The sequence below is a fragment of the Marisediminitalea lipolytica genome, from assembly GCF_001758465.1.
Taxonomy (GTDB): domain Bacteria; phylum Pseudomonadota; class Gammaproteobacteria; order Enterobacterales; family Alteromonadaceae; genus Alteromonas; species Alteromonas lipolytica.
The window spans coordinates 871776-885977 of sequence record NZ_MJIC01000010.1 but is presented as its reverse complement, the minus strand read 5'-3'; the positions used below and the strand labels follow the sequence as shown (position 1 = coordinate 885977).

15 protein-coding genes and 2 tRNA genes are annotated in these 14202 nt (G+C 47.8%); 9 read left to right on the top strand and 8 right to left on the bottom strand.

Annotated elements, in window-relative coordinates:
- Positions 1 to 43 precede the first annotated feature (43 nt).
- Positions 44 to 883: a DUF2306 domain-containing protein gene (locus BFC17_RS09430; RefSeq protein ID WP_070176175.1), complete on the top strand. Its 840-nt coding sequence runs from the start codon at positions 44 to 46 to the stop codon at positions 881 to 883.
- A 30-nt stretch (positions 884 to 913) separates the two neighbouring features.
- Here the strand turns inward: BFC17_RS09430 and BFC17_RS09425 are convergent, their stop codons facing one another.
- Both BFC17_RS09425 and ald read right to left on the bottom strand, forming a co-directional pair.
- Complete coding sequence (locus BFC17_RS09425; RefSeq protein WP_139142038.1) at positions 914 to 1987, bottom strand: helix-turn-helix domain-containing protein; 1074 nt, start codon at positions 1985 to 1987, stop codon at positions 914 to 916.
- A 133-nt stretch (positions 1988 to 2120) separates the two neighbouring features.
- Positions 2121 to 3248, bottom strand: a complete 1128-nt coding sequence (gene ald, locus BFC17_RS09420) for an alanine dehydrogenase (protein WP_070176174.1) — start codon at positions 3246 to 3248, stop codon at positions 2121 to 2123.
- Positions 3249 to 3382: 134 nt separating this feature from the next.
- Between ald and lrp the strand changes: the two genes are divergently transcribed.
- The 6 genes from lrp (at position 3383) to serS (ending at position 10143) form a co-directional block, all read left to right on the top strand.
- The gene (gene lrp, locus BFC17_RS09415) at positions 3383 to 3868 is read left to right on the top strand and encodes a leucine-responsive transcriptional regulator Lrp (protein ID WP_070176173.1); all 486 of its coding nucleotides are present in this window, start codon (positions 3383 to 3385) and stop codon (positions 3866 to 3868) included.
- Positions 3869 to 4005: 137 nt separating this feature from the next.
- Complete coding sequence (locus tag BFC17_RS09410) at positions 4006 to 6519, top strand: DNA translocase FtsK (RefSeq protein WP_070176172.1); 2514 nt, start codon at positions 4006 to 4008, stop codon at positions 6517 to 6519.
- A gap of 13 nt (positions 6520 to 6532) precedes the next feature.
- Positions 6533 to 7147, top strand: coding sequence for an outer membrane lipoprotein periplasmic chaperone LolA (gene lolA, locus BFC17_RS09405; protein ID WP_070176171.1), 615 nt, complete (start codon positions 6533 to 6535; stop codon positions 7145 to 7147).
- Entirely contained in the window at positions 7144 to 8460 is a 1317-nt protein-coding gene (locus tag BFC17_RS09400) for a replication-associated recombination protein A (RefSeq protein WP_070176170.1), read from the top strand. Before lolA ends, BFC17_RS09400 begins: the two co-directional genes overlap by 4 nt.
- A complete protein-coding gene (gene crcB, locus BFC17_RS09395; RefSeq protein ID WP_070176169.1) occupies positions 8460 to 8843 on the top strand; it encodes a fluoride efflux transporter CrcB in 384 nt (127 codons plus the stop codon). Before BFC17_RS09400 ends, crcB begins: the two co-directional genes overlap by 1 nt.
- A 10-nt stretch (positions 8844 to 8853) precedes the next feature.
- On the top strand, positions 8854 to 10143 hold the full coding sequence (gene serS, locus BFC17_RS09390) for a serine--tRNA ligase (protein ID WP_070176168.1): 1290 nt from the start codon (positions 8854 to 8856) through the stop codon (positions 10141 to 10143).
- 51 nt (positions 10144 to 10194) lie between these two features.
- Here serS and BFC17_RS09385 read toward each other — a convergent pair whose 3' ends face one another.
- Genes BFC17_RS09385 through BFC17_RS09365 form a run of 5 tightly spaced genes read right to left on the bottom strand, consistent with a single transcriptional unit; the run spans position 10195 to position 12291 of the window.
- Positions 10195 to 10569 (bottom strand): TusE/DsrC/DsvC family sulfur relay protein, encoded by a 375-nt coding sequence (locus tag BFC17_RS09385; RefSeq protein ID WP_070176167.1) that lies wholly within the window; start codon positions 10567 to 10569, stop codon positions 10195 to 10197.
- A 2-nt stretch (positions 10570 to 10571) separates the two neighbouring features.
- A complete protein-coding gene (locus tag BFC17_RS09380) occupies positions 10572 to 10829 on the bottom strand; it encodes a DsrH/TusB family sulfur metabolism protein (protein ID WP_070176166.1) in 258 nt (85 codons plus the stop codon).
- Positions 10829 to 11188 carry a DsrE family protein gene (locus BFC17_RS09375; protein WP_070176165.1) on the bottom strand — a complete coding sequence of 120 codons (360 nt, stop codon included), beginning with the start codon at positions 11186 to 11188 and terminating at the stop codon, positions 10829 to 10831. Before BFC17_RS09375 ends, BFC17_RS09380 begins: the two co-directional genes overlap by 1 nt.
- The gene (gene tusD, locus BFC17_RS09370; protein WP_070176164.1) at positions 11188 to 11571 is read right to left on the bottom strand and encodes a sulfurtransferase complex subunit TusD; all 384 of its coding nucleotides are present in this window, start codon (positions 11569 to 11571) and stop codon (positions 11188 to 11190) included. The genes BFC17_RS09375 and tusD overlap by 1 nt, the downstream gene beginning before the upstream one ends.
- 51 nt (positions 11572 to 11622) lie before the next feature.
- A complete protein-coding gene (locus BFC17_RS09365; protein WP_070176163.1) occupies positions 11623 to 12291 on the bottom strand; it encodes a Bax inhibitor-1/YccA family protein in 669 nt (222 codons plus the stop codon).
- 242 nt (positions 12292 to 12533) lie between these two features.
- Between BFC17_RS09365 and BFC17_RS09360 the strand changes: the two genes are divergently transcribed.
- Positions 12534 to 12625 (top strand) — tRNA-Ser (locus BFC17_RS09360).
- A gap of 329 nt (positions 12626 to 12954) precedes the next feature.
- Here the strand turns inward: BFC17_RS09360 and BFC17_RS22405 are convergent.
- Positions 12955 to 13317, bottom strand: coding sequence for a hypothetical protein (locus tag BFC17_RS22405; RefSeq protein ID WP_175439555.1), 363 nt, complete (start codon positions 13315 to 13317; stop codon positions 12955 to 12957).
- A 466-nt stretch (positions 13318 to 13783) separates the two neighbouring features.
- On the opposite strand from BFC17_RS22405, the gene BFC17_RS09350 reads away from it, so the two are divergent.
- Positions 13784 to 13875 (top strand) — tRNA-Ser (locus BFC17_RS09350).
- Positions 13876 to 14202: the final 327 nt, after the last annotated feature.

The window sequence follows — 14202 nt, the reverse complement described above, 5'->3', positions numbered from 1 at the left end:
AAGTTGGCAATTTACAGCCAGTTTTAATAAAGAGAATGCATTTATGACAGACACCGTTAGCGCTTCCGCTTTCCCGCAAACAGCGTCAAAAGAAAAAATTAAATCCGGATTATCACTGGCCGTTAAGGGTTGGTTGATAGCAGCGCTTATTGGGCAATGGATTTTTGCGCTGTATATCTTTAAGCAATTTGCCTTGCCCCTGATAAACGGTAGCATCGATGAGTCGATGTATACCTATATGATCAGAGGTTATATCAATGGAGACACCTTTAATAACGCCTTATTATTACTCCATGTAGTACCTGTAATCCTCATCAATCTGGCCGCGTTTATTCAGTTTTTACCGGGCGTAAGACAGCGATTGCCAAAGCTTCACCGGTTAAATGGCCGTGTTTATTTTACTGTTGGATTAATGGGGGCCTTTGGCGGCCTGTATATGACGTGGATCACCGGTAGCCGCCTGAGTGTGACTGGTGCACTGGGCGTAACCCTTAACGGTGTTCTTATTATTGTCGCGGTATATTACGCGTGGAAGTATGCACGGGCTCGTCAATTTGCGCAGCATCGTCGGTTTGCGGTTCACGCCTTTATTCTTATTAACGGGGTATGGACGTTCAGGTTGTACCTGATGAGCTGGTTTATGATTAATCAGGGGCCCATGGGCAACAATGCAACACTAAACGGGCCAGCTGATATTATCTTATCCTTTGCGTCTTATTTGCTGCCCATGGCAGTCGCTGAGCTGGTGATGCGCGCTGAAAAATCACGCCACTCACGTACTGTAATAACGGCATCACTGACCGTTGTTGCGATGTTTCTGCTCACGGTTGCCGGGACTTTTGCTGCCACCATCATGATGTGGGGGCCCCGGATTATCAGTTGATCACGAGGGAAGATCATTGACCTCCTCACGTTACACCTGAGCCTGCGGTATTTTTTGCTGTCGGTACTGATTAGGTGTGCAGCCTTCGCTTGCCTTAAATGCCCGGTTAAACGGTGCCAGCGAAGCGAAACCGCATTCAAGGCTAATAACGAGAATTGTCCAGTGTTGGCATTCCTGAGCGGTGAGCAGTTGTTTTGCGTGGGCAATGCGGTAGCGGTTGATAAACTGATTAACGTTGGCCGCGTTGCTCAGGCTGCGTATCACGCGGCCCACTTTATATTCCGACACGTTAAGCGCATTAGCAATATCAATAGTTTTTAGTTCATGGTTTAAATAGAGCTTTTCATATTCCATCAGATGCTCGATTTGTCTGGCCAGTAACAAGTCATCTTCTGAAAGTGATGCAGGACGTTTAACTGGCTGAGCGTTATTTTGCCGTTGCTTATGCTGTGCTAGCAGAATAATAAAGGTCGTTATGACGATAGCCAGCGCTGAAATTACAACAAGCCAGGGTCGGATTTGTTGACGGGCAGCCTCTGTTAACAATCCTTCGGTGATTACCGTACAGCTGAAAACGCCCACAAAAAAGATGCTGGCAAACAAAAATCGCTGTCGCTTTGCAGTGTTACCGGCAGTGCTAAAACCTCTTAACGGCTCCCAAAAGGCCAGTGCAAGGATGGTAGAAGACAACAACCGGGTTATTTCTGACACTGAGCCGGTTAACCAGGCAATTTCCCGGCTATTAAGCCACTCTACTGAGATCAACAGCTCTGCACTGCGATTTACTATCACTAAACCGGCGATACTTGCCGCCAGCAGGTAATGTTTAGCAGACAGGGCGTTAGCCCCTCGAAACAGGGCTCTGGCAATTAACCAGATAACATTACAGGTAGCACAGGTTCCCAGCGCAAATACGTAAGCCGCTGTACTGCCTGATGCAGTCGTAAGGACCTGCAGTGCTACCATGGCTAAAGAACCACAAAAGATGGCGGTAAGAATGTGCTCTGTTCTTACTGGTTTAAAATACACCTGGGCAAGCATGACAGAAAGTGCAGTAAACAGCAGGAGATAATAAGCGTAACTCAGCCACATGGCAGCGGTCACCGACAGTCAGAAATATCCTTATGGTAACGGTGGAGAGCAGGGGAGCAAGCGGTTAATTGTTAGCCTTTGTTTCTGATAAGCTAAACAACAACGGGGCCACATAGGCCCCGCTGAAATTTTTCTTCTGCGTATTTTACGCTAAGGCGTCGAGCGCAGGGGTGTACTGAATGCCCAGTTGATCGCCAAGGGCTTCAACCACGGCTTTGTAAGTTACCTTGCCTTCGTGAACATTCAGGCCGTTTAACAGGTGGATATCTTCCATCATCGCCTGTTTAGGGCCTTTGTTGGCTAATGCCAGACCAAATGGCAGAGTCGCGTTATTCAGTGCCATCGTCGAAGTACGGGCAACACCACCGGGCATGTTAGCCACACAGTAATGAACAACGCCATCTACGATATATACCGGATCCTGGTGAGTGGTTGCTTTTGATGTAGCAAAACAGCCGCCCTGATCGATAGCAACGTCAACAATAACAGAGCCTTTCTTCATGTTGGCAATGTGTTGTTCGTTGAGCAATTTAGGCGCAGCCGCGCCAGGTATTAATACCGCGCCAACAACCAAATCAGCATTGGCTGAGTAGTGATCGATAGCATCAACAGTAGAATATACGGTTTTAACCTGACCATTGAAGATATCGTCTAACTGGCGTAAACGGGGTAATGAGCGGTCCAGAATAGTGACATCTGCACCCAGGCCAAGGGCCATTTTAGCGGCTTGCGTGCCTACAACGCCGCCACCGATAACCAGCACTTTACCCGGTGCAACACCAGGCACACCGCCAAGCAGTGTGCCGCTGCCGCCGTGGGCTTTTTCAAGGTAATGCGCACCAGCCTGAACAGACATACGACCAGCTACTTCACTCATAGGAGCAAGCAAAGGCAGGCCACCGCGGGCGTCTGTTACGGTTTCGTAAGCAATACAGGTTGCGCCAGACTCGATTAGCAGTTCGGTTTGAGTTGGGTCTGGTGCCAGGTGAAGGTATGTATACAGGGTTTGACCACGGCGTAACTGTTTACACTCTTGTGGTTGCGGCTCTTTTACCTTAACTATCATCTCTGCTTCGGCAAAGATTTGTTCGGCTGTGGCGGCAATAGTGGCACCAGCTTCAACATACATTTCATCGGTAAAACCAATGGCGGTGCCGGCATTGGTTTCAACCAGTACCTTATGACCATGAGTCACAAATTCTTTTACCGCTGCCGGGGTTAAGCCAACGCGGTATTCGTGATTTTTAATTTCTTTTGGTACACCAACTAACATAGTTCTCTCTGCCTGTTAAATTAATTGAGTTACTAATGATGCTGAGTATAGCGAAAGGTTTTAAAATATATCTGCTGTAGTTTTTTAAATCACAGTGTAATATTCTTTATAAATGCCGTTTTGGAAAATATTATATGTTGGTAAAAACCCCCAAACACCTCGACAGAATAGACCGCAACATACTTTCGATGCTGCAAAAAGACGGCAGAATTTCTAACGTGGAACTGGCCAAACAAGTTGGTTTAAGCCCCAGTCCTTGTCTGGAAAGAGTAAAACGGCTGGAGTCACAGGGCTATATTCTGGGCTATCACGCTAAACTGGACCCGCATAAACTCGGGGCAGCCATGCTGGTATTTGTAGAGATTACGCTGACCAAAACGTCAGTGGATATCTTTGCCGAATTTTCAGCTGCGGTTCAGCAACATGATGATATACAAGAGTGTCATCTGGTTTCGGGCAACTTTGATTTCTTGTTAAAAGCAAGGGTTGCCGACATGTCCAGTTACCGAAAACTACTGGGGGATACACTGCTGCGCTTACCCGGAGTGAGTGCATCAAGAACCTATGTGGTTATGGAAGAAGTTAAAAGTACCAATAGTTTGCGAATTAATACAAAATAAGGCCATAGCAACTCGCTGCCTGAATGGTATGATGATATTTGGGGTCATTAGCATTGTTTGTGGCTCTGGCTGTGCGCAAAGATAAAAATCAATGACCGGTGACGTGTAAACACCGGCAAAGAGAGATATTTAGGGATATGGTGCGACTTTCTGGCATTCAACGTATCTGGGAAACAGGTATCATAATAGCCTGTGCCCTGGCGTTTTTTTTGTTACTGGCGCTAGCCTCATTTCATCCGGGCGATCCGGGGTGGAGTCAGGCTGGGCTGCAAAACAACGTACATAACTGGGTTGGCCCAACGGGCGCCTGGACAGCTGATTTATTCTTTTTCACCTTTGGCTATCTGGCTTACGCCACGCCTTTTTGCTGTGCTTTTGTTGGCTGGTTTATTTTTCATAATATTAAAACCTGGCGAGAGCTGGATTATCTGACCATTGGCTTACGTTTAATTGGCGCCATTTTAATCGTGCTTGGGTTAACGGGCATTGCCAGTATTAATTTTGATGACTTATTTAGCTTTAGTGCCGGCGGATTAATTGGCGATGTCATCAGTTCGGCTTTAGTGCCGTATTTTAATGTTGCCGGCACCGTACTGTTACTACTGTGTTTTTGCTGCGTTGGTTTTACCTTATTAACTGGTATCTCCTGGCTGTTAATTATCGATAAGCTGGGTGAGGGAACTATCTGGTTTGGTCAAAAATCCATACAGGCACCGCAAAAACTGCTGTCGTTAAATATGCCTACGCTTTCTCTGCCAAATAAACTGGCTAGCAAAGACAAAGACAAAGACAGTGACGAGCTGAATATTACCAGTTTACGGGCTGAACCACCGGCTGAGACCAGCACAGACAAGCGTGTTACTGAAACGTCGTCTTCAGCGACAGCGAAGCCGCAGCGCAGTGAGCCTTCTTTTACTATTCCGGACGAAATTTTTGCTCAGGATGACGAGGACGAAGACGACTTACCGCCGTTTATTATTGATACCGATGATGGGGTAGGGGAGCACTTAAGCGCGGAAGAACCGGTAATTAGTGCTGAACCAGAACCGAGAAAAACCGCCAGCGTAACACCGATTCAGCCGCAGCAGCCAGCAGCACGCGGGGCTAGGCAAATCAGACCGCCGCGCGGTGATAGTGATGCAGATGAAGGCGATATTGGCCCGATGCCATCTTTTGACTTACTTGACCGTCCGGATAAAAAAGAGAACCCGATCACACAGGAAGAACTGGATGTCGTGTCCCGCCTGGTAGAAGAAAAACTGGCTAACTTTAATATTGATGCCGCCGTGGTTGGTGTTTATCCGGGACCGGTAATTACACGGTTTGAAATAGACCTCGCGCCAGGGGTCAAAGTAAGCAAAATTACCAGCCTGTCGAAAGATTTAGCCCGTGAAATGTCGGCTACGTCGGTGCGCGTAGTGGAAGTGATACCCGGGAAATCGGTTATTGGCCTTGAACTGCCAAATAAAAAGCGCGAAATGGTGCGCATGAGTGAAGTGATTGAATGCGAAGCCTTTCAGTCTAATGCGTCGGCGCTGACCATGGTGCTGGGGGCGGACATCAGTGGCGACCCGGTAGTCGTTGATCTGGCCAAAATGCCACATTTATTGGTAGCGGGTACCACAGGTTCCGGTAAGTCCGTCGGGGTTAACGTGATGATCCTGAGCTTGCTGTACAAGTCGACGCCAGAAGACGTACGGATGATCATGATTGACCCTAAAATGCTGGAATTATCTGTGTATGAAGGTATTCCTCATTTGCTAGCGGAAGTGGTTACCGATATGAAGGAAGCTTCTAACGCGTTGCGTTGGTGTGTGGGCGAAATGGAGCGCCGCTATAAGTTAATGTCGATGCTTGGGGTCCGTAACCTTAAAGGGTATAACGCCAAAATCAAGCAGGCCATCGAAGACGGCGAACCCATTAAAGACCCGCTTTGGCGTACTGAAGACAGTATGCTGGAAGAAGCGCCTGATCTTGAAAAACTGCCATCCATTGTCGTTGTGGTGGACGAATTTGCCGACATGATTATGATTGTGGGTAAAAAGGTAGAAGAGCTTATTGCGCGAATCGCACAGAAAGCCCGTGCTGCTGGTATACACCTTGTACTTGCCACCCAGCGGCCTTCGGTAGATGTTATTACGGGTTTGATTAAAGCCAATATCCCGACCCGTATCGCGTTCCAGGTATCAAGTAAAATTGACTCGCGGACCATTCTTGATCAGCAAGGCGCTGAAACCCTGTTAGGGATGGGTGATATGCTGTATTTGCCGCCGGGTAGTCCGGTGCCAACCCGTGTCCATGGCGCCTTTGTTGACGACCATGAAGTACACGCGGTTGTGGCTGACTGGAAAAAACGCGGCGAGCCAGAATATATCGACGAAATTCTTAATCCCGAATCCACGGCAGAGATACTGCTCCCGGGTGAGCAGCCTGAGGGCGGTGATCAGGAGGTTGATGCTTTTTACGATGAAGCCGTGGCATTTGTTACCGAAACCCGTCGCGCATCGGTTTCCAGCGTACAACGTAAATTCCGCATAGGATATAACCGTGCGGCGCGTTTGGTGGAACAAATGGAACAAAGTGGTGTCGTTACTCCTGCGGGGCACAACGGTAATCGTGAAGTCTTAGCGCCCCCGCCGCCAAGAGATTAACCAAGAGATGACTATGAAATTATTTTTAAGCCGGGCCGTGTTGGCTGTGAGTTTTTTTGCTGCGCCAGTATTTGCTGATGACGCAGGTGAACTAAAACAACGCCTGACAGATCTGCAATCATTCCAGGCCGCCTTTTCTCAGGCTGTTACCGACGAACAGGGTGAGATTGTGCACGAAGCCAGTGGCAATTTAACCATGACACGCCCCGATAAACTGCGCTGGGAAACGCTGCTACCCGATGAAACCGTGTTAATAGCCGATGGCACCTCGGTATGGCATATTGATGAGTGGGTTGAACAGGTAACAGTGATGTCGCAACAACAGGCGGTGGATAACAATCCCATGGTGCTGTTAACCAGTAATGACGAGTCGGTATGGCAACAATATGCGGTGAATTCTGCGCAGACAGATAACTTTACCGTGTCAGCGAAAAACGAAGGCGGACAGATCCGTACCCTTACCCTGAGCTTTGATGAGCAGGGCCTGGCAAAGTTAATTATGGTTGATAGTCAGGGACAGCAAAGTACTATCACCTTTAGCCAGCGTGAGTTTAACCAACCGGTTGCCTCATCGGCCTTTATTGCCGAGATCCCTGAATCCTTTATGGTTGATGATCAACGCCCATGAGTTTGTTCAGTCAGCAAACCTATGCGCCTCTGGCCGCGCGTATGCGGCCGGTAAACCTGGATGAATATGTGGGCCAGAGCCATTTGGTTGGCCCGGGTAAGCCCCTGCGCAAAATGCTCGAATCAGGCCACTGCCATTCTATGGTATTGTGGGGGCCGCCGGGTACCGGTAAGACTACCATGGCCGAACTCATTGCGGTTTACACCAACGCTCAGGTTATAAAACTGTCGGCGGTGACCTCCGGTGTAAAGGATATTCGCGCCGCCATGGACGAAGCCAAGCAAAATAAATCCATGGGCGAACGAACCCTGTTGTTTGTAGACGAAGTGCATCGCTTTAACAAATCCCAGCAGGATGCCTTTTTACCCTTTGTTGAATCGGGCGTGGTGACTTTTGTGGGCGCCACTACCGAGAACCCGTCATTTGAACTGAATAACGCATTACTTTCCCGGGTTAGGGTATATGTGCTCAAACCTATCGACGACGATGCGCTTAATCACCTGTTAGACAGGGCATTAATAGACAATGAACGCGGCTTAGGCACACAGAACCTGACGCTGGCAGATGACGCCAGAAGCGCACTGATCGGCCTCTCTGGTGGCGATGGTCGCCGCTTGCTTACCTATCTGGAACTGGCCAGTGATTTTACCAGCAACAATCAAATCAGTCTGAACGATATCGAACAGGCCGTGGGAGAAAAGGTAGCCAGTTACGATAAACAGGGCGATACCTTTTACGACCTGATTTCGGCGTTTCATAAATCTGTGCGGGGGTCTGATCCCGACGCGGCGTTATACTGGTACGCCCGAATATTAAACGGCGGCGGTGATGCGCTTTACGTAGCCCGGCGTCTTCTGGCAATATCATCGGAAGATATTGGCAATGCCGATCCCCGGGCCATGCAGCTGTGTATTAACGCCTGGGATGTTTATCATCGCGTTGGCCCGGCTGAAGGGGAGCGTGCTATCGCTCAGGCCGCAGTTTATTGTGCGTTGGCGGCCAAAAGTAATGCCGTGTATATGGCGTTTAGTCAGGCTAAACAAGACGCCAGAGAAAAACCTGATTATCCGGTGCCGGTGCATTTGCGCAACGCGCCAACCAAATTATTAAAAGAAATGGGCCATGGTGCGGAGTATCGCTACGCACACAATGAGCCTAATGCATTTGCCGCCGGCGAATGTTATTTGCCTCCGGAACTGGCCGATGCAAGATATTATCAACCTACCGAGCGCGGGCTGGAAAAGCAGTTAAAAGCGAAGCGGGAATATCTGGATCAGTTGAATAATAACAGCCAACAAAAACGGAATGGCTAATGTCACATACTCTTTCGATTTACCTTTTTATCGCCAGCGGTGGCGCTGTAGGGGCGTGCTTACGCTTTTTCTGTACCAGTTTAGTCGATTCCTGGTTTGGAAAAGCGCTGCCCTTTGGTACACTTGCCGTCAATATTATCGGCTCGTTTTTACTGGCTGTTTTGTACGGCTTTATTGAACGCGGCGAACTGGCTGAGCAACCCTACCGGGCGTTGATTGGCGTGGGAATGCTGGGTGCATTAACCACCTTTTCAACCTTTACCATTGAAACCCTGACACTGCTTGAAAACGGGTTATGGATTAAGGCGCTGGCCAATATTTTATTAAATGTGTGTGCCTGCCTGCTTGCAGCATGGCTGGCAGTAGAACTAACCAAAGGATAAAGAAAATAACATGTTAGATGCAAAGTGTTTGCGCAGCGACATCGAAGCAACGGCCGAACGTCTGGCCAGCCGGGGATTTACCCTGGATGTTGACGCTTTTAATGCCTTAGAGGAAAAACGTAAGGCATTACAAATCAAAACCCAAGATTTGCAAAATGAACGCAACACGCGAAGTAAATCCATTGGTAAAGCTAAAGCACAAGGCGAGGATATCGCACCATTACTGGCAGAAGTTTCTGATCTGGGCGAAAAGCTGGACGCGGCCAAGGCCGAGCTGGATGAAGTGCTGGAAGAAGTAACCGCCTTAATGCAAGGTATTCCTAACCTGCCTCACGAAAGTGTGCCAGTAGGTAAAGACGAAGCAGAAAACGTTGAGATCAGCAAGTGGGGTGACATTCCTTCTTTTGATTTTGCCGTAAAAGACCATGTGGATATTGCCGAAGGTCTGAACAAGGGGCTCGATTTTGAAGCGTCGGTTAAATTAACCGGCAGCCGCTTTGTGGTTATGCGTGATAAGTTTGCTCGTCTGCATCGTGCCCTTGCACAATTCATGCTTGATACACACACCGCAGAACACGGTTACACAGAAATGTATGTGCCTTACCTGGTAAATGCCGACAGCCTGTATGGCACTGGCCAGCTGCCTAAGTTTGGTGAAGATTTGTTCCACACTAAACCGGCTACCGAAGAAGGTCAGGGCTTATCGTTAATTCCAACGGCTGAAGTGCCACTGACTAACCTGGCCCGCGACGAAATTTTCGCGGCTAAAGAACTGCCGATTAAAATGACAGCCCACACACCGTGTTTCCGCAGTGAAGCGGGCAGCTATGGCCGTGATACCCGTGGTTTGATTCGTCAGCACCAGTTCGACAAAGTAGAAATGGTGCAGTTAGTTAAGCCAGAAGACAGCTTTGATGCCCTGGAAGAGCTGACAGGTCATGCTGAAGTGATCCTGCAGAAGCTGGGATTGCCATACCGTAAAGTCTTGCTGTGTACCGGTGATATGGGCTTTGGCTCCTGTAAGACTTACGATTTGGAAGTGTGGTTGCCGGCGCAAAACACCTATCGTGAGATCTCATCTTGCTCTAACATGCTGGATTTCCAGGCGCGCCGTATGCAGGCTCGTTACCGCAACCCGGAAACCAACAAGCCTGAACTGGTACACACGCTAAACGGTTCTGGTCTGGCGGTAGGACGCACCCTGGTTGCTATTCTGGAAAACTATCAGCAAGCAGACGGTTCGGTGAAGATCCCGGAAGCGCTGGTGAGCTACATGGGCGGCGTTACCGAAATTAAGTAATCGCGATTCGTCCGCAAAATTGCAAGAAGGCCGCTTTTTCAGCGGCCTTTTTTACAGGCATTTTTTGGGTTTTGGCAGGCCAGCAAGTTTAGTGGCCTGTTTGGCCGGACCTTTTGGAAATAAACGCTGTAAGTAGCGACTGTTGCCTTTTTCTGGCCCATACTTGGCAGCCATGGCCTTTACCAGCGCACGTATTGCGGGACTGGTTTCATATTCAAGATAAAACTCCCGCACAAATAACACGACTTCCCAATGCGCTTCGGTGAGTTCAATTCCTTCCTGTGCAGCCAGAAACGGCACCATGTCCTGCTGCCATTGCTGGTAGTCGAGCAGGTAGCCCAGTTTATCTGTGTCGAATTGCTGGTTATTCCACTCAAAAGAATATTGAGTGCCTGTGGCTGAGCCGCTTGAGTCTGCTTCACTCATAGTTAAATTGTGATCCACTGCTGATGTTGTTGCTGTAATTGGCTGAGTGTATCAGAAGTTATTGTTGGAGTAACATTAAGCCCTCGGGCCGCGCAGTCAGGCATAAAGGCATAAACGGTTAATTCCGGATGGGCAGCCTGAATCGCCTCCATTGCATACACACCGTCACCGCTGCAAAGTACAACATCTTGCTGATTAAGCGCGCTTAGCAGGCTGTGAGATGACGTGTTTGGAATACTGGTTGTAATGCGCAATAACATCAGAAAGTCACCGTATGGTCGGCCTGAGACAGCAGTTCATGAAGTTCGATCGGTGATAGCAATTGGATATCTTCACTTTCTATGCCTAAATCATCAATAGTCAGCGCATGCGCGGTTAACGATGCCTGACAGACATACACGGGTTCTATATCGTAAAACGGTAACACTTTTGCCTGTTTAAGCTGATTTTTTAACCCTTCAGGCTGTTGATTAGCCAGCAACTGAAACACCCCGGCACCGCTGAACACAACCTGACATTCGAGACCGTAGTTAGTGGAAGCCAGCGCAAACTCAAGGCCTTCTGCGGCTGCCTTGGTGGAATAGGGGGGCTGAGTGAGAATTACTGTGATAGTAGCCATTAAAACTGCACCAATTTATCTGAATCATGTAACAGGGTAAAAAACTCGCCCAGGCCGACTTGTTTAAACGGCGCAAAAAGACTGTGTTGTGTTTGCCCCAGCTGTTTAGCCTGTTCTTCGTCAATTATTCCGCGGCTACTGGCAGCGCCGACACAAACTAACAATGGCACGTTAAATTCGGTATTAAGGGTTTGCCAGCCCCTGGCAACAACGCTGTCGGCGTGGTCGATTAAGCCGTTTGCGTGATAAACCCCCGCCTGGTAGAAAAATATTTGGTCTATGGCGTTACCGCTTGCCAGAGTCGAACGACAAAAAGCCTGTGCTTCCAGACTGGCTGAGGGGGACTCCGGGGAACTGGTAATTAAAATGGAAATTCGCTGCATAAAACAAAAACACCCCTTAACGGGGTGTTTTCTCAAAACCGATAAATTCGATTAATCGTCGCTACCAAAGGCACCGAGTAACTGAAGTAAAGATACAAACAGGTTGTAGATGTTCAGGTACAGGCCAACGGTTGCGCGGATGTAGTTGGTTTCGCCACCGTGGATGATACGGCTGGTATCAAACAGGATAAAACCAGACATCAGGAACACGATAGCAGCATTGATTGCCAGGTGTACTGCAGGTACTGAGAAGAAAATGTTCGCAATGGCAGCAACCAGAACAACCATCATACCCACAAACAGGAAACCACCCATAAAGGAGAAGTCTTTCTTAGTAGTAAGTACGTAAGCTGACAGGGCAAAGAAAATTAATGCGGTACCACCAAGCGCCTGAGCAATCAGGGCAGGGCCGCCAGGAATAGCCGCGTAGAAGCTCAGCATATACCCTAAAGAGCCACCAAGCAGGCCGGTAAAAGCAAAAATCCAGAAAATACCAGATGATGAATCGGCTTTCTTGTTAACTATAAATAGCGTAATGAATGCACCTATTGTCATCACTAACGAGGCCATAGGTGAAATGCCAACAGCCATTGTGATACCAGCACACACAGCACTGAATAACAGCGTCATGGCCAACAACATGTAAGTATTGCGCAAGACTTTATTGGTTTCTAAAACCGAAGGTCTTGATGCACTAGTATACACCGTACGATTATCCATTGTTTCCTCCAACAGGACAGACAAAATTAAACAAAACTATATTACGTTATAGTTTAGTGCTTTTGTATGGGTTTTAGTTCCGTTTTTCAATAGTTAAAAGCTATCACTGTAAATAAATCGTGTAATTTTTTGTTGGCACCTTTAAAAATGATTCATTTCGCTTAATTCTCAGGCAAACAGTTCATTTTTCTAAATTAACACTTTACAGTCATAAAAAATTCATTAAGATTCGCATCACTCAAGGAGAGTTGGCAGAGTCCGGTTGAATGCACCTGACTTGAAATCAGGCGAAGGGTCAAACCTTCCGGGGGTTCGAATCCCTCACTCTCCGCCATATTTAAGAAGCCCGCACATGTTGCGGGTTTTTTATTGCCTTAATAAAACCGAAGAACTCAACCGTGAGGGTGAGAACCCCCGGCAGGGGTTTGACAAATCGGCAGGATAGCCGATTTGCACAGCCTTCAGGCTGCCCTTAATTTATTAAGGGCGAGTACCATGGACGGCACGAGTGAATCCCTCACTCTCCGCCATATTTAAGAAGCCCGCACATGTTGCGGGTTTTTTATTGCCTGAAGAAAAGTACTACAGCTAACCGTGAGGGTGAGAACCCCGCTTTTTATAGCTTAGAAAAATAGAATGGCGAATGATTGCGGATGTGCCAGATTAGTCACAGCTAAAATCACTAAGAGTGTATTGGTGAGACGTGCCGTTTTCTTCGTCTACTATTAGCTCATCGTTTACTACGGCAAATTCAAAAGAGCCCATCCAGTTTAATTTAGCAATCTTGATTAATTCATAGCGGCCTAACGCACGGGGGCATTTTAAGTAAAAGTGGTGGTAGGCTCTGCCCATTGCTCCGGGATCGGCTGTGTAAGCATATATGGTTGTGTTATCGAAGATTTTTTCTTTATGCACATAGTCAGCCGGACTCATTGATACGCCGGAAAACATTATTCCCAGTAACAACATCGGAATTTGAACGGGAACGAGTATCCAGCTACAAATGACAAAAGTACCAAAAGCCACGCGATGCCTGATAGTGTTTTGAATCGTTTGGTTATACACAGCAAGAAGCAGAGTGCCGGTTAATACCAAAATTAGTTTAACTACTCGAAGCAGATCCCCCAAAGAATCCATTACTGCAGGAGAATGCCAGTTTAGACTCCATAACGTGCCCAAAGAAAAACTTTCAAAAAAGGGAAGGTACAAGCAAAAAATGATAACGGCGATGAGTAAGGGGGAGCGTTCTGCTTTAAAAATAATGATGTCCTTATCAAGTGCGTAATTAAACTTTAGTAGATGATTTATCTGTTATACGCGTTTGAATATTTTGCTTCAAGTATCTGCCGGGCTATTTGGCTCAAAGGCGATTTTCAGGTACCTGCTACAGGTCTTAAAAGGTAAATAGTGCCGGATTTATAGGCAAACAGTTTAGTTGGCAAAAGTTTCCCTTTACAGACACAAAAATATCATTATGATACGCATCACTTCAGGAGAGTTGGCAGAGTCCGGTTGAATGCACCTGACTTGAAATCAGGCGAAGGGTCAAACCTTCCGGGGGTTCGAATCCCTCACTCTCCGCCATATTTAAGAAGCCCGCACATGTTGCGGGTTTTTTATTAACTGAAGAAAAGTACCACAGCTAACCGTGAGGGTGAGAACCCCCGTTGGGGTTCCGACTAATCGGCAGGATAGCCGATTTGCACAGCCCTCAGGCTGCCCTTAATTTATTAAGGGCGAGTGCCATGGACGGCACGAGTGAATCCCTCACTCTCCGCCATATTTAAGAAGCCCGCACATGTTGCGGGTTTTTTATTGCCTGAGGGAAAGTACCACAGCTAACCGTGAGGGTGAGAACCCCCGTTGGGGTTCCGACTAATCGGCAGGATAGCCGATTTGCACAGCCCTCAG

Coding starts and splice junctions, on each gene's coding strand:
- crcB (WP_070176169.1), top strand. CDS start 8,460: ATGTCACATACTCTTTCGATTTACCTTTTTATCGCCAGCGGTGGCGCT.
- BFC17_RS09410 (WP_070176172.1), top strand. CDS start 4,006: ATGGTGCGACTTTCTGGCATTCAACGTATCTGGGAAACAGGTATCATA.
- BFC17_RS09385 (WP_070176167.1), bottom strand. CDS start 10,569: ATGAGTGAAGCAGACTCAAGCGGCTCAGCCACAGGCACTCAATATTCT.
- BFC17_RS09430 (WP_070176175.1), top strand. CDS start 44: ATGACAGACACCGTTAGCGCTTCCGCTTTCCCGCAAACAGCGTCAAAA.
- BFC17_RS09375 (WP_070176165.1), bottom strand. CDS start 11,188: ATGGCTACTATCACAGTAATTCTCACTCAGCCCCCCTATTCCACCAAG.
- lrp (WP_070176173.1), top strand. CDS start 3,383: ATGTTGGTAAAAACCCCCAAACACCTCGACAGAATAGACCGCAACATA.
- BFC17_RS09365 (WP_070176163.1), bottom strand. CDS start 12,291: ATGGATAATCGTACGGTGTATACTAGTGCATCAAGACCTTCGGTTTTA.
- serS (WP_070176168.1), top strand. CDS start 8,854: ATGTTAGATGCAAAGTGTTTGCGCAGCGACATCGAAGCAACGGCCGAA.
- BFC17_RS09400 (WP_070176170.1), top strand. CDS start 7,144: ATGAGTTTGTTCAGTCAGCAAACCTATGCGCCTCTGGCCGCGCGTATG.
- tusD (WP_070176164.1), bottom strand. CDS start 11,571: ATGCAGCGAATTTCCATTTTAATTACCAGTTCCCCGGAGTCCCCCTCA.
- BFC17_RS09380 (WP_070176166.1), bottom strand. CDS start 10,829: ATGTTATTGCGCATTACAACCAGTATTCCAAACACGTCATCTCACAGC.
- ald (WP_070176174.1), bottom strand. CDS start 3,248: ATGTTAGTTGGTGTACCAAAAGAAATTAAAAATCACGAATACCGCGTT.
- lolA (WP_070176171.1), top strand. CDS start 6,533: ATGAAATTATTTTTAAGCCGGGCCGTGTTGGCTGTGAGTTTTTTTGCT.